Annotated in this window: 15 protein-coding genes; 2 read left to right on the top strand and 13 right to left on the bottom strand. The window is 62.6% G+C overall.

From position 1 onward, the window contains the following. Nucleotides 1-3: 3 nt before the first annotated feature. From AC3WOG_RS24560 to AC3WOG_RS24530, 7 genes are all read right to left on the bottom strand, one after another. A complete protein-coding gene (locus AC3WOG_RS24560) occupies nt 4-1,428 on the bottom strand; it encodes a sodium:solute symporter family protein (RefSeq protein WP_492580498.1) in 1,425 nt (474 codons plus the stop codon). 132 nt (nt 1,429-1,560) lie between these two features. Then, nucleotides 1,561-3,882: a 4-hydroxythreonine-4-phosphate dehydrogenase PdxA gene (gene pdxA / locus AC3WOG_RS24555; protein ID WP_492580497.1), complete on the bottom strand. Its 2,322-nt coding sequence runs from the start codon at nt 3,880-3,882 to the stop codon at nt 1,561-1,563. Continuing rightward, complete coding sequence (locus AC3WOG_RS24550; RefSeq protein WP_492580496.1) at nt 3,879-5,048, bottom strand: iron-containing alcohol dehydrogenase; 1,170 nt, start codon at nt 5,046-5,048, stop codon at nt 3,879-3,881. The genes pdxA and AC3WOG_RS24550 overlap by 4 nt, the downstream gene beginning before the upstream one ends. A gap of 54 nt (nt 5,049-5,102) precedes the next feature. Next, nucleotides 5,103-5,990 (bottom strand): 4-hydroxy-tetrahydrodipicolinate synthase, encoded by an 888-nt coding sequence (dapA, locus tag AC3WOG_RS24545; protein WP_492580495.1) that lies wholly within the window; start codon nt 5,988-5,990, stop codon nt 5,103-5,105. Nucleotides 5,991-6,060: 70 nt separating this feature from the next. Continuing rightward, nucleotides 6,061-7,221, bottom strand: a complete 1,161-nt coding sequence (locus AC3WOG_RS24540) for a porin (protein ID WP_492580494.1) — start codon at nt 7,219-7,221, stop codon at nt 6,061-6,063. A gap of 252 nt (nt 7,222-7,473) precedes the next feature. Continuing rightward, the gene (locus AC3WOG_RS24535; protein ID WP_492580493.1) at nt 7,474-7,818 is read right to left on the bottom strand and encodes a hypothetical protein; all 345 of its coding nucleotides are present in this window, start codon (nt 7,816-7,818) and stop codon (nt 7,474-7,476) included. A gap of 237 nt (nt 7,819-8,055) precedes the next feature. Next, the gene (locus tag AC3WOG_RS24530) at nt 8,056-8,280 is read right to left on the bottom strand and encodes a CDGSH iron-sulfur domain-containing protein (RefSeq protein ID WP_492580492.1); all 225 of its coding nucleotides are present in this window, start codon (nt 8,278-8,280) and stop codon (nt 8,056-8,058) included. Nucleotides 8,281-8,456: 176 nt separating this feature from the next. On the opposite strand from AC3WOG_RS24530, the gene AC3WOG_RS24525 reads away from it, so the two are divergent. Further along, entirely contained in the window at nt 8,457-8,840 is a 384-nt protein-coding gene (locus AC3WOG_RS24525; RefSeq protein ID WP_492580491.1) for a DUF2784 domain-containing protein, read from the top strand. 28 nt (nt 8,841-8,868) lie between these two features. Here AC3WOG_RS24525 and AC3WOG_RS24520 read toward each other — a convergent pair whose 3' ends face one another. Continuing rightward, nucleotides 8,869-9,606: a BON domain-containing protein gene (locus AC3WOG_RS24520; RefSeq protein WP_492580490.1), complete on the bottom strand. Its 738-nt coding sequence runs from the start codon at nt 9,604-9,606 to the stop codon at nt 8,869-8,871. 82 nt (nt 9,607-9,688) lie between these two features. After that, a complete protein-coding gene (locus AC3WOG_RS24515; protein ID WP_492580489.1) occupies nt 9,689-10,174 on the bottom strand; it encodes an aminoacyl-tRNA deacylase in 486 nt (161 codons plus the stop codon). Between the two features lie 208 nt (nt 10,175-10,382). Here AC3WOG_RS24515 and fusA point away from each other — a divergent pair, with 208 nt between their 5' ends. Beyond that, nucleotides 10,383-12,434 (top strand): elongation factor G, encoded by a 2,052-nt coding sequence (fusA, locus tag AC3WOG_RS24510; protein WP_492580488.1) that lies wholly within the window; start codon nt 10,383-10,385, stop codon nt 12,432-12,434. Nucleotides 12,435-12,491: 57 nt separating this feature from the next. Here the strand turns inward: fusA and AC3WOG_RS24505 are convergent, their stop codons facing one another. The 4 genes from AC3WOG_RS24505 to AC3WOG_RS24490 all read right to left on the bottom strand — a co-directional run bounded on the left by AC3WOG_RS24505 (nt 12,492) and on the right by AC3WOG_RS24490 (nt 17,731). Beyond that, nucleotides 12,492-13,343, bottom strand: a complete 852-nt coding sequence (locus AC3WOG_RS24505; protein WP_492580487.1) for a carbohydrate ABC transporter permease — start codon at nt 13,341-13,343, stop codon at nt 12,492-12,494. A gap of 10 nt (nt 13,344-13,353) precedes the next feature. Continuing rightward, entirely contained in the window at nt 13,354-14,352 is a 999-nt protein-coding gene (locus tag AC3WOG_RS24500; RefSeq protein WP_492580486.1) for a carbohydrate ABC transporter permease, read from the bottom strand. A gap of 65 nt (nt 14,353-14,417) precedes the next feature. Continuing rightward, on the bottom strand, nt 14,418-15,671 hold the full coding sequence (locus tag AC3WOG_RS24495) for an ABC transporter substrate-binding protein (RefSeq protein WP_492580485.1): 1,254 nt from the start codon (nt 15,669-15,671) through the stop codon (nt 14,418-14,420). A 74-nt stretch (nt 15,672-15,745) separates the two neighbouring features. Continuing rightward, nucleotides 15,746-17,731, bottom strand: a complete 1,986-nt coding sequence (locus tag AC3WOG_RS24490; protein ID WP_492580484.1) for a beta-galactosidase — start codon at nt 17,729-17,731, stop codon at nt 15,746-15,748. Nucleotides 17,732-17,733: the final 2 nt, after the last annotated feature.

Genomic DNA, 17,733 nt, shown 5'->3' with positions numbered 1-17,733 from the left:
ACGTCAATGTGATTCATGATGCGCGAGGCGCTCGCCGCTGGCGCCCACCGGTTTCGATCCGGACGGAAACAGCAGCTTCTCCAGCACGATGACGACGGCCGGCGTCACCAGCGATACATACATATTGTCGACGCCGAGCGGATTGCCGAGCAGATACCAGATCGTCGTCGTGATGGTAGCGACGATCAGGGCGGCCATCGCGCCACGGCTGCTGTTGAAGAACGGCAGGTAGATACCCATCAGCGCGACCACCGACACCGTCAACCGCAAGGCGCGCGTGAAGAACGACAGCGCGAGGATCTGTGGCACGAACAGCACGAACACGAGTGGCGCGCCCCCGACGAAGAGCGAAATCCAGCGCGTCATGCGCAGTTCGACATCGGGTGCCGGACGATAGCGCGGCACGTAGAAATCCTTGACGATCAGCGACGCAATCGCGAGCGCCACCGTGCACACGCTGACGAAAATCGACGCGACAAGCGAAGTCGTCACCACGCCGGCCAGCAGCGGATTCATATGCTGCAGAAAGACGGGCAGCGCATAGAGGCTCTTGATGTTCGGAAACAGGTACTTCGCCGCCACGCCGAGAAAGCCGAGCGCGATCGAAATCGGCACGCACAGCACAGCCGCGAGCAACGACGCGTTGCGCGCCGCCGCGGGTGAGCGGGTCGCGGAAATCGCCTGAATAATGAACTGCGTCGAGAAGATCGCGCCCGCTGTGCCGATGATCCACGCGCCGATCGTGCCGTTGCTGAGCGAGCCGTTCCATGTGAAGTAGTGCTCGGGCATTTGCGCCATCATTGGCTTGACGCCGCCCGTCATTTGCCAGGCGATGACCACCAGAATCGCAATGCCAATCAGTTTGACCGCGCTATGCACGATGGTCAGATACGCGACACTCTTCAAGCCGCCCCACGCGAAATACACCGTGCTGACAATCGCAGTGATCACCGCGGCGGTCGGCAGATTGATGCGCATCACGGTCGAGATCGCGGCCGCGCCGCTCACATAGTTGCCGACGTTCACGAGGAACAGTGCATAGATCATGATCGCCGACACGATGAGCTTCGCGCGCTTGCCGTACTTCATCGCAATGAAGCCGGAAATCGTGAACTCACCAGAACTGTAGAGACGCTTCGCCATGAACAGGCCGAAGAACAGAAAACCGATCGACGCGGCGATCACTGACCACGACGCCGCAATGCCGGCGCTGAATGCTTCCTGCGACGTGCCCACCGTCGACTTTGCGCCGATGAACTCGGACATCAGCAACACCGCGACGACTACCGCCGGCATCGAGCGCGAGGCCACCATGAACTGTTCGGAATTGCGGCTGCGTAGCCGTATGCTGAACCAGCTCGTCAGAAGAATGTAGAGCACGACCATACCGATGATGATCGCTGTGTCCCAATAGCCGAAAGTTGCCATGGTGTCTCCGAATGTATTTTGCCGACGTCTTTGCATCGAAATATCCGGCTGCCGGGCGTGTGCCCGCCTTCTCGGCAACCGTGTGTTGCTTGCGCCGCAGCGGCGTGTGTCCTATCGGTTCGCGAGGCGCGCTCAGGCTTCCAGTTCGGAATGCCGCGTCGCGAGATCGAGTGCCTGTTTTAGCGCTTCGAGCATGCTGCCTTCGTCGGCGATTCCCTTGCCGGCGATGTCGAATGCCGTGCCGTGATCGACAGACGTGCGAATCACCGGCAGACCCACCGTCACGTTGACGCCTGCCTCGAGGCCCATCACCTTGATCGGGCCATGGCCCTGGTCGTGGTACATCGCGACGACCACGTCGAAATCGCCTCGGCCGGCGCGGAAGAACAGCGTGTCGGCGGGCAGCGGGCCCTCGACGTCCCAGCCGCGTGCCTGCAGCAACTGAACCGCCGGTACGATCTTTTCCTCTTCCTCGCCGTAGCCGAACAGGCCGTTCTCGCCCGCATGCGGATTGATCCCACACACGCCGATGCGCGGATTGTCGATCCCGGCGCGCACCAGCGTTTCGTGCGCGCGCTCGATGGTCCGCTGCACGAGGCCCGGCTCGATGCGGCGAATCGCGTCGAGCAGGCCGATGTGCGTCGTCACGTGAATCACGCGCAGCTTCGGCGCGACGAGCATCATCGACACTTCGTCGATGCCGGTCAGATGCGCGAGCATCTCCGTATGGCCGGGGAAAATGTGGCCGCCCGCGTGCAGCGCTTCCTTGTTCAGCGGCGCGGTGCAGATCGCGTCGAGTTCCCCCGCCGATGTCAGCTGGACGGTGCGCGCGACATACTGGTAAGCGGCATCGCCCGCGACCGCCGACAGCTTTCCATACGGCAGATCGGCGGGAATCAGTCCGAGGTCGATGCAATCGACCACGCCGCACTCGAAACCCGCGTCCGCGGGGCGGCTGACCGCACGCACGTCGAGCGTAACGCCCGCACGTTTGCCGGCATCGCGCAGACGCGCGGCGTCGCCGATCACGAGCGGCCGGCACTGTTCGTACACGGAGGCATGCGCCAGCGCTTTCATGACGATTTCCGGGCCGACGCCGGCAGCATCGCCCATGGTGATGCCGATAACTGGACGATAGGTCATTGTGGTCAGTCCTCTTATGATGGCCTCGTGAGGCCGGGCGATACGTTGAACGCCGGCGAGTTGCCGCCAGGCAAGATGAAGCGTGTCGGGACGACCGAAGCCGCCCGCTTTGGTGACGACGCAAAGACGGCGTCCGTTATGAAGCGCATGCAGCAGCGGCACGCCGCTTTCGATTTCTTCGACGATGCGCAGCTCGCCGATGCCGGCAGCGGACAACAACGCGCGCGCCGTCTCGCCGCCGGTGGCGATCACGCTGCCGGCGAATGGCAACGCGGGCACGAGCAGCGCCGCGAGACACCGGCAAAACAGCAGTCCGTCGACGACGCTTGTGCGATCTGTCTGACTCAGCGAGATGACGACGTGCCGTCCCTGCCGAAGCGCTTCGCTCACCGCCCGCGTGAGATTCGAATGCGCACGCGTAGCCGTATCGGCACGCAGCGTCCTCGTATCGATTTCGAACGAAACAAGCGCATTGCCCGCTTCCGTCCTGAGCCGGGCGACCTGCGCATGTGAAACGCTCGACATGCTGCCGACCACGGTTAATACCGGCTGGCTCGGCGTGTGTTCGTTCGGTGGAGTCGGCTTCGTGGTGTCGGTCAGTTTCAATGCGCTCATCAGGTCGCGTGCGAGCCCTGCGGAGCCGACCCAGAACACGCCTCGCAGTTGCGCCGACGCGTGGGCGACGCGCCGCAAGTCGTCTTCCGTTTCGCTGTCGCAAACCACGGCCTGAATGCCGGCGTGACGCAGTGTGTCGAGGCGGTCCATCAACGCGGCGTCGCCCGCCCGAACCTCGGCCAAGGTCAGCGCGACCGTGCCCACGCCGCATCCGGCGAGCATCGACGGAATATTCGCCTCGCCACCAATGCCTTCGTTGCGCCACACTTCGGTTTGTTCGACCAGCACGCCGTTCAGCCATTGACGGCCATCGCGCGTCGTACGGCCGGCGGCCGGAAACGCCGGCGCCACGATCGCCATACCGGCGAGCGGCACAAGTGCGGCGACCTCGGCGGCGAAGTTGCCGCGCAGCGTCGAATCAATCTTCTTGTAGAGCCGCGTGTCCGCGTGACCGAGTTCGCGCCACACGTCCACATTGCTGCGCGCCGCCGACGCGGCGTCGAGCCGGCGTGAATCGGCATCGACCGCGAGCACATCGACCGTGTCTTTCATGCCGGCTGGCGAAGGTGCGCGTGCATTCAGCGTCACGACGCTGCGCAATCCCAGGCGCGCGCCGGTCACGGCGCAGTCGGCCGTGCCCGACAGATCGTCGCCGATGATCAACAGCCGCGGGCGGCGCTTGCAAGCGGTGTTCATGGCAGCAGACGGCGATAGATCGCCTTCATGTCGTCGAGCGAAAGCGGCTTCGGGTTGTTGCCGAGCAGCCGTTTGACTTTGGCCGCGGCCACCGCGAGCGCATCGAGATCGTCTTCGCCGACGCCGAACTTGCGCAAATCCTGCGGAATGTCGACGGCCGCGGTCCATTCGACGATGCGCTCGATCAGCTTGCCGGCGGCCGTCTGCTCATCGTCGTCGTGTGCGCCGAGCGACAGCGCGCGCGCCACGTCGGCGAGCCGGCCGACGCACGCGTCCATGTTGAACGCCATCACATGCGGCAACAACATGGCGTTCGCGACGCCGTGCGTGATGTTGAACATGCCGCCGAGCGGATACGCGAGCGCATGCACCGCGGCCGTGCCGGCTGCCGTCAACGCCAGACCGCCATACATCGAGCCGAGCATCATCGCCTCGCGCGCCTTGATCGACTCGCCGTGCTCGTAGGCTTCGATGATGTTCGCGCCGATCAGCCGCATCGACTCCATCGCGAACATGTCGCTGACGGGATTGGCCTTCGTCGAGATATAAGACTCGAGCGAGTGCACGAACGCGTCCATGCCGGTCGCCGCGGTGATCGGCTTCGGCAGTTTCAGCGTGAGCGCGGCGTCGAGAATCACCAGTTGCGGCAACAGATGACGGCTCACGATGCCGACCTTCAACTCCTCGTCCGGCAAGGTGACGATTGCGTTCGGCGTCACTTCGGAGCCGGTGCCCGCGGTGGTCGGCACGAGAATCAACGGCACGCCCGGTTTTTGAATCAGATCGATGCCGAGCCATTCGCGCAGCGGTTGATCGTTGGTCAGACGCACCGCGAAAAGCTTCGCTGCGTCGAGCACGCTGCCGCCGCCGATCGACAGGATCGCGTGCGGCGCAAACGGTGCGATCTGTTCGCTGAACACGCTTTCCACATTGTCGATAGTCGGCTCCGGTTCGACGTCACGCACAATCAGCACCTCGATATCTTTGCCGGCAAGACCGGCAATTACGCGATCGATCACGCCGAGCGCTTCCATCGCAGGCTGCGTGATCAGTGCGATGCGCTTGACCGGCGTGTCGAGCAACGCGAGTTTCTCCGCCAGCAGATCGAGGCTGTGCGCGCCGTGCACGATATGCTTGACGGTCTGGAAGTGATAGGTCGTGGTCATGGCGATATTTCGTTTGCGGATTCGTTTGCGATTGAGTTGCGTGGCCGATGGGCTTCAGCGGGTCTCGCGGTACACCGCGAGCGCCTGTTCGAGACGCGCGCGCGCATTTGCATCGAGCGGCTGGGCGGGCGAGCGCGCCGGGCCCGCCGGCATGCCGAGTATTTCCGCGGCGGTCTTCAGCACCACCGGCATGGTGCCGAGTGCAAACGCGTCGCGCAACGCACGGAGCGACTCCTGCGCGTTGCGCGCGGCCGCGATGTCGCCGGCGTGAAAGTGTTTCCAGATCGACGTGACGACGGCCGGCACGGCGTTGGTCGTCGCGGCAACCGCGCCGTCGCCGCCCGCGATCAGGGACCACAGAATCATCGAGTCGGTGCCGGTGAACACGGCGAAGTCGTCGCGTCGCAGGTTGATCAGTTGCAGCAGACGGTCGAAGTCGCCGCCGCTATCCTTGATACCGCGGATGTTAGGTATCTCCGACAGGCGGCGCACCGTGTCGATGGTCAGCGTGACGCCGGCCTTCGCCGGGATCGTGTAGAGCATCACAGGCAGCGTCGTAGCGTGGGCGATCCGCTCATAGTGCGTGAACAGCTCCTGCTGCGTCGCGCCATTGAAATACGGCGTGATCACGGATACCGCATCCACGCCCACGTCCAGCATCTTGCTGTTCAAGCCGATAACATCACGCGTCGCGTACGCGCCGGTGCCGGTAATTACCGGCACGCGCGAGCGCGCCTGATCGACCGCGATCTTCGCGATCCTCAGCTTCTCCGCTTCGTTCAATGCGATGAATTCGCCGTTGGTGCCGAGCACGAACAGCGCATGCACGCCGGCCTCGATCAGGCGTTCGATCAGTGTGCGCAAACCGGCTTCATCGACTTCTTCCGATGCCGTCATCGGCGTGATAAGTGCGGGAATGATCCCTTTGAACAAGACTGTCATGCTCGACTCCACTTCTACGAAGGAAGGCATGCCGCCCTCCCCTGTTGTTTGATCAGATTGCTCGAACCGGTCAGAACTTGTGACGCAAACCGAGCGCCGCCACAAACTGATGCGATGTGCTCGACGCGGTGATCGGCCACAACGCCGCCGTCGCCGTGCGCCCCGTCGAATCGATACCGCTTGCTGCCTGCCAGCCTGTAGTCAGATAAACGTCCGTGCGCTTGGACAGGAAGTAGTCCGCGCCGGCATTCACCTGGTTGTAGTGCGCGTCGCCCGCGCCGTGCGTGCGGGTGTAGTTGTATGAGACGCCGGCCAGCAGCGCCGGACTCACCTGGTAGCGGAAATTGGCTTCGACGTTGTCGAACGTCGCGGTCGCGCCGACAAAGCGCGCGACCGGTGCGGCCGCCGCACCTGAACCCAGATCCTTGAACTTCGAATTCGAATAAATGAGACCGAAGGTGGCCGCACCGAACGTGTACGCGCCGCCGACCGCCGCTACCTGCAACGTACGCGCCGAGGTGTAACCGGAGTAGATCGGCGTGTTGTTCGGCGAGATCGCCGCCGCGCCGGCCGTGCCGTCGAACAGACCGGTATTCGGCGTTGTGGCGTTCAGGTACGAAGCCGCGACCACGAACGGACCGTTCGCATACGTGGCGCCGACACTCCAGACGCGATTGTTCGAGAAGTCGCCGGCGGTGCCGCCGAAGCTGAACAGGCCGCTGAAGCGGAAGCCCGCATAGTCGTTGCTGGTGAACTTCACGCTGTTGCTGATCCGCTCGTTCACGTAGAGATTGTCCGTATCACCCGGATGCGCACCGAGACCGCCCGCCCATTGATTCGCCGCGACCAGCGCGCCGAGGAAATCGGCGGCCGAGTCGTTCTGCCGGCCTGCCGTCACCTTACCGAAACCACCGCTCAAACCCACGTAGGCTGCACGTCCGAACTCACGGCCGTTCTGGCCGAGCGTGCCCGTCGTGCTGCTGAAACCATTTTCAAGGACGAACAGCGCGCTCATGCCGCCGCCCAGATCTTCCTGACCGCGCAACCCCCAGCGGCTGCCGGACAACGCACCGCTCGACATCTGAATATTCGAGTGGCCTTTCTGGCTGTTCGAATAGACAAGCGAGGTATCGATCAATCCATACAGGGTGACGCTGCTTTGCGCGTGCGCGGTGGTCGTGGCGGCACCGAGTACGCCCAAAGTGGCCAAGACCTGGAAGGAACGCTTCATCGATTGTGTCTCCGTGATTTTTCTTGATGGCAAGCAATGGCGCTTCGGCCACTCTAGAACGATCGACGTCAGCGGAATGATTTATTCGAGCAAAATAACGACCGTTTCGATCACTATAGTGATCGAAACGGTCGGTTGCAAGTGTTTTTCTCGATTCAATCATGTTTATGACTGAATCAATCAAAATCTGGTATGAACGGAGAACGCTCCTGAGGACGCGAGCATGGGGTTATATCGCGCTACTCAGCGCGGTCAATGAGGCTGGCCGAGGCAAGCGTCAGCGACATCGACAATCGGCTCGCTGTCTGTGTGCGCTTCGTAAAAACGGTCGACGCACCTTATCTGATCGAAAGTCCACCACGTTCCCGGCGGATCGTGACCCAGCCACATCACCGTGGCCGCCGCCTTTGTCCGAAGCCCCCATCGTTGCCAGTCAGAGCCTGTCGGCGAAAAATGGCCCTGCTTATCCATGTACGCGTTCAGCTCCAGGCCGTATCGCTTCAGGTATGGCGGGTTAAGGCGATCCTCGATAGCAGGTTTTTCGCCACGGGAAATTCGTGCGTTGTCCGTGGCCTCGTCCAGACGGAAATCGCTCACGGCACGGCTTATCACCGACAACTCGTACAGCAGCGTTGCGCCAATTGCCAGACACGTCGCGCCTATGCAGAGCACGAGCACAACAAGAACGTGCCTTCCGGTTATCGATCTCCGAGACATTGGCGCCCCTTCGTCCGCTTTTCCTATGTGCCTGCGCGCGCTCTGGCGGCGTGACACCACGCACGCCCCGACGACCGAAGGACGCCCGCGCCGAACCTGCCTATAGCAACGGATGCCTCAGGGCGTTTCTCCTTCCTGCGGCTTTTCATCAAGATTGCTCCTGAACGCGTCCTTCTTGTGTGAACCGTCGCAGAATGGTTTGTTGTGCGAATGGCCACACCGACATAGCCAGACCTCATCCTTATCTACCTCGATATTTTTCCCGCCCTGAGTGGTAATCTTGAAGTCGCCCTTGATGTAATACGGGCCGTCGTTCCGGGGGGTGATAATTGCAGTTGCCATTTGCGCCTCCGATGAGGGTGAATCGCGCGGTCCCGCACAGGTTCGGGACACTTGATGCGGCAACCTGAATACAGGTCGAATTTCAGTCTATATCCGATACCGCGCCGAGGTGCGGCGCGCGTCGCGGCATCGCACAAAAGCCTGTCGAAATTCGCCGCGGATGGTGTGAGGACATCATGATCTGGCTCGCCGATGCGGTGCTCGTGATGCACGCGCTGATCGCGCTTTTTATCGTCGGCGGACTCGCGGCGATCTGGGTCGGCTCGGGCCTCGATTGGGAATGGGTACGCAATCGGCTGTTCCGGCTCGCTCATCTGTTCGCGATCGGCCTGGTGTCGATCTTGTCGCTGCTGGGCGTAGCCTGCCCCTTGACGGTGCTGGAAGACTGGCTGCGCACCGGCTCAGTTGGAGCGCAAGGCTTCATCCAGCGCTGGGTGAGCCGCCTGCTCTATTACGATGTGCCGGTCTGGGTGTTCACGCTCGCGTACGTGGCGTTCGCTCTGGTGGTGCTGCTGACCTGGCGCAGGGTTCCGCCCCGGCAACGCACGTCATGCACGTAATGCACATAACACACGTCATGCAAAGGGATCAGGCCCGCACCTGGATGCGATTGACGACGCCATCGATCGCATCCAGACACCAGGCGTCCTGTTCCGCCTGCCGTCTTTCGGCTTCGGTCGCCACCCAACCTGCTAGCGTAATCCTGTGGTTTTCCACGCTGATGGTGATCTGCTCGGCGCGCACACACTGATCGGTTTCGAGCACCAGGTGCAAGGCATCGGAAATCTCATCGTCGCCGTCCACTTCGGCGGGCACTAACTCCAGCAGGTTCACCACGTCGCGGCAGCCGCCGACCCACCAGGCAGTCACACTCGCCAGGCGCCTGTGAGACAGGCTGACCACTTGCCCCGTCAAGGTCACCACACCGTCCTCGACCGTCACTTCGACGACGCCGCTGCCTTCGTTGCCCGCCTCGTCCATGGTGCCGCGCAGCACTTCGAGCTGACCCTTGACGCGCGCACAGATCACGCAGTTGCGGAACTCCACCGCCTGCGCCAGCCGTTCGCCGATCCGTGTGCGCAGCTCGCCGTCACCGACCGGCGGGTTGGCGGTGACACGCAGCCGGTCGACCAGACGCGTCCCCTCGCTGTGTATCTGGGTCAACTGCAGAAGGCGTTTCTTGGATGCGATATCCGGCACCTCGCCTGCCACGGTCAAGGCGCCGCCGTCGAAAGTCATATGAATGGGATGATGCTGGAGCTTCAGGTGTGATTCGCGTTCGAAGGCTGCCATCACCTGCTTCAAGACCGTATCGCTGCGTTGCATGATCTGCCTCGCGCAAAGGTTGGGTGGCGCAGCGCGCTTGATGCCACGCTGCGCAAGCCTTGCCGCACCGGGCGGGAGCCGCTCAGCTTGGCATACCCTGCATGCGACGGGCGAAGCGTGCCCGCTCGGCCCGGTCCATCAGATCCAGAAATTGTTTCGTGCCCATGTGAATCAGCACTTCATGATCGCCGGCCTCGAAATAGACGTCCGGCTGATGGGCGAGGCTCTCGTCAAGATAGGTGTACATGCCGTAGGCAGTACACACCGGCGGAAGCGCTCCTACGTCGCAATCCTTGAACAGTTCCCGCAGATCGACCTCTTTGGCCAGCAGGAGGTGGCGTCCGGTCTGCGCCCAAAGCTCGGACAGCCGCACGGCGTAGGTCGATGGCAGCACCGCCGCCACATAGCCGTGCTCGTCTTCAAGAAGCACGGTCTTGGCGAGACGATCGCCGGGAATATGCGCTGCCGCCGCGGTTTCGATGCTGGAATGGCTGTGCGGATGATGCACGATTTCGTACTGCGAGCCCTTGCTGAGCAGGCAGTCCTGGAGAGTGGCAGACATTGACATGACGCACCTCCTCTGGAAGGAAGGAAACGGGAGATTACTGCGCGAGATTCCTTAAGGATAGTTCGCTTTCGCTCGCGCGTGAAAAACATGCGGACGGCCGCGCCGTGACCGCGTGGGCGTGACGGCCAATGGGACGATGTCCCCTTATGGCACACGGGTCCGTTTTCGCCAATAATGGCCCCACATCCACTACTGGACGAGGGCGGCCATGCGTTACAGCCCCGACGCCATCCGTACCATCGCCCTGGTCGGGCATGCCGGATGCGGCAAGACCTCGCTTGTCGAAGCCCTGCTGCATCAGGGCGGCGCGTTACACGCGCCCGGCAGCGTGGAGCGTGGCACCACGGTCTGCGATTTCGACCCGCTCGAGCGCAAATATCACCACTCGCTGAACTCCGCCGTCGCCCACCTCCACTACCGGGATACCCGCATTTATCTGCTGGATACGCCCGGCTATCCGGACTTTTCCGGGCTGTCGATCAGTGCCCTGCCCGCGGTGGAGACTGCCGCCATCGTCATCAATGCGCAGACCGGCATCGAAATGACTACCCGGCGCATGATGGCGTGGGCGGCGCAACGCAAGCTCTGCAGAATGATCATCGTGAACGGTATCGATGGCGAAAAGGTCGATCTTCCGGGGCTTCTAACGCAAATCCAGCAGGCCTTCGGCAAGGAATGCCTGCCCATCAACCTGCCGGCGCAAAGCGGCCGCCAGGTGGTGGATTGTTTTTTCAATCCTGCCGGCGACGCCGATTTTCTGTCTGTTGCGGCCGCGCACAATGCGCTGGTCGATCAAGTGGTCGAGATCGATCCCGCCTTGATGGAGCTTTACCTGGAGCAGGGCGAGGCCATCAGTCCGGAGCAGTTGCACGAGCCCTTCGAGCGGGCGCTGCGCGAAGGCCATCTGGTGCCGATCTGCTTCACGTCGGCGGCCAACGGCGCCGGCATCGCAGAATTGCTCGACGTGTTCGTCCGGCTCCTGCCCAATCCCATGGAAGGCAACCCGCCGCTCTTCTACCGCGATGCCGGCGGCCGCCAGCAAGTCGTGCGCGCCGAACCGGACGCCGACAAGCATGTATTGGCCCACGCCTTCAAGATCGTCATGGACCCGTACATCGGCAAGATGGCCGTGTTTCGCATCCATCAGGGCACGATCAGGCGCGATAGCCAGCTCTATATCGGTGACGGGCGCCAGCCGTTCAGGGTCGCCCATCTGATGATGCTGCAGGGCAAAGAGCACGTGGACGTCCCGCAAGCCGGCCCAGGCGATATCTGCGCCACGGCCAAGGTCGACGCGATCGGCTTCGATGCCGTGCTGCACGACGCCCCCGAGGACGGCAACATCCACCTGACCCCGCTCGACTTCCCCACGCCCATCTACGGTTTGGCGATCGAGCCTGCGCGCCGGGGTAACGAGCAGCGCCTCTGGGAGATTCTGCAAAAACTGGGGGCGGAAGACCCGTGCCTGCGCATCGAACACCCGGTCGGCACCAACGAGACGGTGGTGCGAGGTCTGGGCGAATTGCACCTGCGCCTCATGCTGGAGCGGCTATCCGAACAATACAAGCTCGAGGTCGTGACGCGGCCACCGAAGATCGCCTATCGGGAAACCATCGGCGCCAAAGCCGAGGGGCATCATCGTCACAAGAAGCAAACCGGCGGGGCCGGGCAATTCGGCGAAGTGATGCTGCGCGTGGAGCCACTGCCGCGAGGCACGGGTTTCGAGTTCGTCGACGCCGTCAAGGGTGGCGCCATCCCCGGCCAGTTCATGCCCGCCGTGGAAAAAGGCATCCTGCAGGTCATCGATAGCGGGCCGCTTGCCGGCTTCCCGATGCAGGACGTGCGAGTCACCGTCTTCGACGGCAAGAGCCATCCAGTCGACTCCAAGGAAGTGGCGTTCGTTTCCGCCGGGCGCAAGGCCTTCATCGATGCGGTGCTGAAAGCCCAGCCCATCCTGCTCGAGCCCATCGTGGACATCGAAGTGATGACGCCGGAAGCCGCGATGGGCGACATCATCGGCGACCTGTCCGCCAAGCGCGGGCAGGTCCACGGCACACGCACGGCCGCCGGCAACGCCGTGGTCGTGGCGGGGCAGGTGCCGTTGTCCGAACTCAACGACTATCAGTCGCGTCTGAACGCCATCGCCGGCGGGCACGGCAACTACAGCATCCAGCTCAGCCACTACGATCCGGTGCCCCCCGCCCAGCAGGAGCGGATGGCGTCGCAGCACAAAAAACAGGGCGACGGCGCGGCGTCATGAGCGGCATGCCGGTCGCGTCGTCAGGATCAGGCAAAGGCCAACTGAAAATTGTCTTCCTCAGCCTTTTGTCGCACCGAACGTCAGCCCCGCCACAAAATGCTTCTGCATCGCGAAGAACATCGCCACAGAGGGAAGCGCGGCAAGAATCGACCCAGCCGACACAAGATTCCACGCCGTGGTCCACTGCCCTTTCAACGCGGCGACACCGACGGTAATCGGCGCCGCCTCGTCGCCTTGTGTCAGACACAGCGCCCAGAAGTAGTCATTCCAGACGAACGTGAACACAAGAATCCCCAGCGCGGCAAGCGCCGGCCGAATCAGCGGAAGCACGATCCGGTAAAAGACCTGCCATTCGGTTGCGCCTTCCACACGGGCCGCTTCGACAAGCTCGAAGGGCAGCTCCTTAATGAAATTACGCAGGAAGAGCGTGCAGAAACCGGTCTGAAACGAGAGATGAAACAGAATCAGCGCGCTCACGGTGTTGAACAGACCAAGCTGCAACGATAGATCCCGCACCGGAATCATCAACACCTGCACCGGCACGAAATTCCCCGCGACAAACGTCGCGAACAAAGTCGAATTGCCGCGAAACCGATAGGTAGCAAGCGCGAATCCCGCCATCGCCGCAAGCGCGATCGACGCCACGACCGCGGGCACCGTGATCAGCACGCTGTTCCAGAAGTAATGCAACATCGGCGAGGTAGTCAATGCCTCCCGATAGTTGTCGACCATCGAGAAGTGCTTCGGCCAGCCCCAATAATTCCCCTCGCTGAGTTCTTCCGTCGAGCGCACCGACGTGACGAGCACCACGATCATCGGCAGCAGCCAGATCAGCAGCGCGAGCGGCAAAGTCAGTTTGTACACGCGGCGCGTGGCCGGCTTCCATTTGTCGATGGCGATCGGAAACATGGTCGGCTCCTTATTGCTCGGCGCGCAGCATCCGCCGCAAGTGATAAACGATGTACACCAGCATGATGCCGAACAACACCACCGCCACCGCGGCGGAATAGCCGATGCGGTAATACTTGATCGCCTGGTCGTACATGTAATACGCGAGCACGGTCGAACTCTCGAACGGTCCGCCACCGGTCATCACCGAGATCAGATCGAAGCTGCGCAAGGCGCCGATCACGGTGACGACGATCGCCATGAACGTAGTCGGCCGTAATTGTGGCAGAATCACATGCCACAAAAGCGACCAGCCGCGCGCGCCCTCCATCCGCGCGGCTTCGATCTGTTCGGCGTTCAGCGACGTCAGGCCGGTCAGGTAAAGAATCATGCAATAGGCGGTTTGCGGCCACAGTGCCGCGAATACGATCCCGAAGGTCGCATAGCGGGCGTCGCCCAGTACCGGCACGCCGTGGCCGAGAATCAGCGCGAGCAAGCCGAAGGTCGGATCGTAGAACCAGGAGAAGATCAGGCCGACCACCACGCCCGAGAGCACGAACGGCGCGAAAAACAGCGATTTGACGATGCGGATGCCGGCCACGGCCTGATTCAGATACAGCGCCACGGCGAGTCCCATCGGCGGAGCGAGCAGGAACAACAACAGCCAGATGAGGTTGTTTTTCAGCGCCGTATAGAACGTCTGCGCATGGAACAACTCGACGTAGTTCGCGAGGCCGACAAAGGCCGGCTCGGTCATCCCGTCCCAGTTGAAAAAGCTCAGGCGGATGGTCGACAGGATCGGCCACACCACATAGATCGCCACCATCACGCAGGCCGGCGCGAGAAACAGGAAGGCAGCACGCCGATGCCGGCGCGCAGTCGGTGATGGACGGCGCCGGCGCGCCAGGGAAGGCGACCCGCCGCGCAATGCACCGCCCGAAGCCGGTACGCCCGATGCCGGTATGCCCGAAGCCGGTATGCCTGAACCGGCAGAACCGGGGACCGTGTGACGGGTAACGGAGTGCGACACGATTACTCTCCCGATCGAACGTGGCGGGTGGTGGCCAAGGCAGGCGGCCCGAGGGCCGCCACCGCTTACTTCTTGTAGATTCGCTTGCGCGTCTGCTCGAGTTGCGCGAGCACGTCGTCGAGCTTCGAAGGATCGGAGACGAATTGCTGCATCCCCTTCATCCCTTCGTCGGCCATTTCCTTGGTCATATCGCGATCATAGAACTGTGCAATACCGCCCTTCGTGTTCGCGAGAATCTGGAAGCCGATTTTCGAAATCGGATCTTCGGGTTCCGGCGACTTGCTGTTCGCCGACAGCGAGCCGAGACCTGTCGCCAGTTTCGCGCCGATTTCAGGCGTCTCGATGAACGCGAGGAAGGTATGGGCATCCGCCTTGTTCTTCGCCTTCGACGGAATATGCAGCGATTCCACCGGACCGTCTTCGGCGGTCGGCACCTTCGCGTCGATGATCGGGAACTGGAAGTAGCTCATTTCCGCTTTCACATTCGGCGGGAAGCCGCCGGTAATGAATGTGCCCATCAGCATCATCGCGGCCTTGCCCTGGAACAGGAACGGCTGCACCGCGTCCAGATCGTAGGAGAGCGAATTGTCGATAAAATAGCCGGCGTCGATCAGCTGCTTCCAGGCCGTATACACCTTCTTGACCCGCGGATCGGTGTACGGCACTTCGCCCGCCATCAACTTCTGATGGAACGCGTTGCCGTTCAGGCGCAGATCCAGATAATCGAACCAGCCCGCCAGCGTCCACGCATCGCGTCCCGCGACGGCGATCGGCGTAATGCCGGCCGCCTTCAACTTCTTGCAGGCGTCCAGAAACTGGTCCCACGTTTTCGGCTCGCCGGCAATACCCGCCTTCTGGAACAGGTCCTTGCGATAGAACATGCCCCACGAGTAATACACGGTCGGCGCGGCGTACTGCTTGCCTTTGTACGACGACGCTTCCTTGGTCGACGCGTACGTATCGTTCCAGCCGTTCTTCGCCCAATCGCCGCTCAGATCCTCGAACAGGCCGCGTTGCGCGTAATACGCCATGCGCTCGCCGTCATGCCAGTTGACGATATCGGGCGCGACCGTCGACAGCCATCCAGGCAGTTGAACCTTGTAGGCCTCCTCGTCGACGAACGACACCTTCACGTCGATATCAGGATGCGCTTTCTTGAACTCGTCGATAGTCGACTGCCAGACCGCGCGCTGGCTGGCGCCCTTGAACGCGATGTTGACTGCGAGCGTGCCGGCCTGCGCGGTACTAACGACGGACATTCCCGCGGCGGCCGCGGCCAGCGCGAATGCGAGCAGAATTTTGCGTGGTTTCAGTGTCATGCTGCATGTCTCCTTTATTCCTTGATTTTGCGTCGTTGTCGTTACTGCATGGAATCCTTCGGCCAGCTAGCTTGTCAGGTCGATCGATACACCGCCACGCCCTGCGGGGCGATATTGCGTGAACCGATCACGAAAGCGTCGTCGGCCACGCCGGCAAGCGGGTAAATCTGCGCACCGTAATTGAATACGTAAGTCAGCGCGCCGCGCCGGCTGATCCGCACGCTGTCGCCGAGCGGTGTCGTCTCGACACCTGCCTCACGTGCGATCTGCGCGAACAGACGAACCGTGAGCGCATCGTCGAACAGACTCGCGAAGTAATGGAACGCGCCGCTTCGCACATACGCCGGATGGCCGTCCGCAAATCGAGCCCGCACGTCGAGTGAAGCCGCTCCGTCGCTGTCGACGAAATCGCGCCAGTGGCGCGCGAAGCCGTCGTCCACGGCAGCGTCGCTGCTGTCAGCAAGCCGCACCGCTTCGGTCACGTTCGGCCGCATCGATTCGACGCGCCACACGCGCAGCGGCAGCACCGAAGCAAACGCACCCGGCGGCAGGTTCGCCGGAATCTGCAGATCTTCCGTCTTCGAGCCGGTGCGCGGGCCGAGCACCACCTGCGCGCCCGAGCTTGCGAGCCGCGCGGCAAAATCGGCCGGCACGACCGGCAGCGGCGGCACGACGATTACACGGTAGCCATCGAGCGGCGCATCGACCGGAATCACGTCCACATCCAGCCCGAGTGCGCGCAGCGCCGAGTAATACTCGAACGCGAAACGCGGATAGTGAAAGTCCGCGCCCTGCGGATGAATCTCGAAGAGCCACTTCGCTTCGTAGTCGTAGACGAGCGCGACTTTCGCGCGAATCGCAGCATTGGCGCCGGCGTCCGCTGCGAGCACCGTGCGAATCTCGTCGGCGATCTGTGCGGCCTCGTTGCCGCCGACGTCGAGCCGGTTATCGGGCGTATTCAAGCCGGCGTGCATCTGCTCCTGCGCAAACGGCGCCTGGCGCCAGCGGAAATACGACACGCAGCCCGCGCCGTGCGCGAAGGCTTCCCAACTCCACAGCCGTACCATGCCCGGCAGCGGCGCCGGATTCCACTGCGCCCAATTCACCGGACCCGGTTGCTGCTCCATCACCCAGAACGGCAGCTTCGACATGCCGCGGTAGACGTCGTGATTGAACGAAGCGAAGTCGGGATGCCCGGTGCGCAGCCAGCGCGCCTTGACGTCCGGCGCAAACCATTGCTCTTCGAGCGCGCCCAGCGGATAGCTGTCCCAGGCCGCGACATCGAGATCGGCGGCGACCTTGTAGTGATCGAACTCGGTAAAGAGCTGCATGAAGTTGTGCGCGACCGGCCGTCCGGGCGAATGCGCGCGGATGATCTCGACCTGCATCCGGTTGTAGCGCGCGAGCTCGTCGGACGCAAAGCGCCGGTAATCGAGCCGGTGCGACGGATGGGCTTCGGTGACGGTCGCCACCGGCGCATCGATCTCGTCGAAGCTGCGGTACTCCATGCTCCAGAACACCGTACCCCACGCGCGGTTCAATGCATCGACCGTTTGATAACGCGCCTTCAGCCATTCGCGAAAGCGCCCTACTGCTGCCGGCGAATAGCTGACTACCGTGTGATGGCAACCGAATTCGTTATCGGTCTGCCAGTACGCGACCGCCGGATGCTTGCCATATCGCTCGGCAACCGCGGTGCAGATCCGCTGCGACGCCGCGAAATACGATGGCGAGGAGAAATCGTAGTGACGGCGTGAGCCGAAGGCGCGAGGACGTCCGTCCGCCCCGACCGGCAGGATGTCCGGATGACAGTCGATCAGCCACTTGGGCGGCGTCGCGGTCGGCGTGCACATGACCACCTGCAGCCCGGCCGCGCCGAGTACGTCGATCGCGCGATCGAGCCAGCCCCAGTCGTATTCGCCAGGCGACGGCTCGATCCGGCTCCACGCAAATTCGGCAATCCGCACCTGCTCGATGCCGAGCGCTTTCATCCGGCGAGCGTCGCCTTCCCACATCGATTCCGGCCAGTGTTCCGGGTAATAACAGACTCCTAGGCGCATCC

This window comes from Paraburkholderia sp. FW306-02-B, assembly GCF_058782725.1.
This window is presented reverse-complemented; position numbering and strand designations above follow the sequence as displayed.

What these genes read in the sequence shown, in the direction of transcription:
- dapA (WP_492580495.1), bottom strand. Translation starts at nt 5,990, where the DNA reads ATGACAGTCTTGTTCAAAGGGATCATTCCCGCACTTATCACGCCGATG.
- AC3WOG_RS24490 (WP_492580484.1), bottom strand. Translation starts at nt 17,731, where the DNA reads ATGCGCCTAGGAGTCTGTTATTACCCGGAACACTGGCCGGAATCGATG.
- AC3WOG_RS24515 (WP_492580489.1), bottom strand. Translation starts at nt 10,174, where the DNA reads ATGTCAATGTCTGCCACTCTCCAGGACTGCCTGCTCAGCAAGGGCTCG.
- AC3WOG_RS24495 (WP_492580485.1), bottom strand. Translation starts at nt 15,671, where the DNA reads ATGACACTGAAACCACGCAAAATTCTGCTCGCATTCGCGCTGGCCGCG.
- AC3WOG_RS24550 (WP_492580496.1), bottom strand. Translation starts at nt 5,048, where the DNA reads ATGACCACGACCTATCACTTCCAGACCGTCAAGCATATCGTGCACGGC.
- fusA (WP_492580488.1), top strand. Translation starts at nt 10,383, where the DNA reads ATGCGTTACAGCCCCGACGCCATCCGTACCATCGCCCTGGTCGGGCAT.
- AC3WOG_RS24530 (WP_492580492.1), bottom strand. Translation starts at nt 8,280, where the DNA reads ATGGCAACTGCAATTATCACCCCCCGGAACGACGGCCCGTATTACATC.
- AC3WOG_RS24560 (WP_492580498.1), bottom strand. Translation starts at nt 1,428, where the DNA reads ATGGCAACTTTCGGCTATTGGGACACAGCGATCATCATCGGTATGGTC.
- AC3WOG_RS24525 (WP_492580491.1), top strand. Translation starts at nt 8,457, where the DNA reads ATGATCTGGCTCGCCGATGCGGTGCTCGTGATGCACGCGCTGATCGCG.
- AC3WOG_RS24505 (WP_492580487.1), bottom strand. Translation starts at nt 13,343, where the DNA reads ATGTTTCCGATCGCCATCGACAAATGGAAGCCGGCCACGCGCCGCGTG.
- AC3WOG_RS24520 (WP_492580490.1), bottom strand. Translation starts at nt 9,606, where the DNA reads ATGCAACGCAGCGATACGGTCTTGAAGCAGGTGATGGCAGCCTTCGAA.
- AC3WOG_RS24540 (WP_492580494.1), bottom strand. Translation starts at nt 7,221, where the DNA reads ATGAAGCGTTCCTTCCAGGTCTTGGCCACTTTGGGCGTACTCGGTGCC.
- pdxA (WP_492580497.1), bottom strand. Translation starts at nt 3,882, where the DNA reads ATGAACACCGCTTGCAAGCGCCGCCCGCGGCTGTTGATCATCGGCGAC.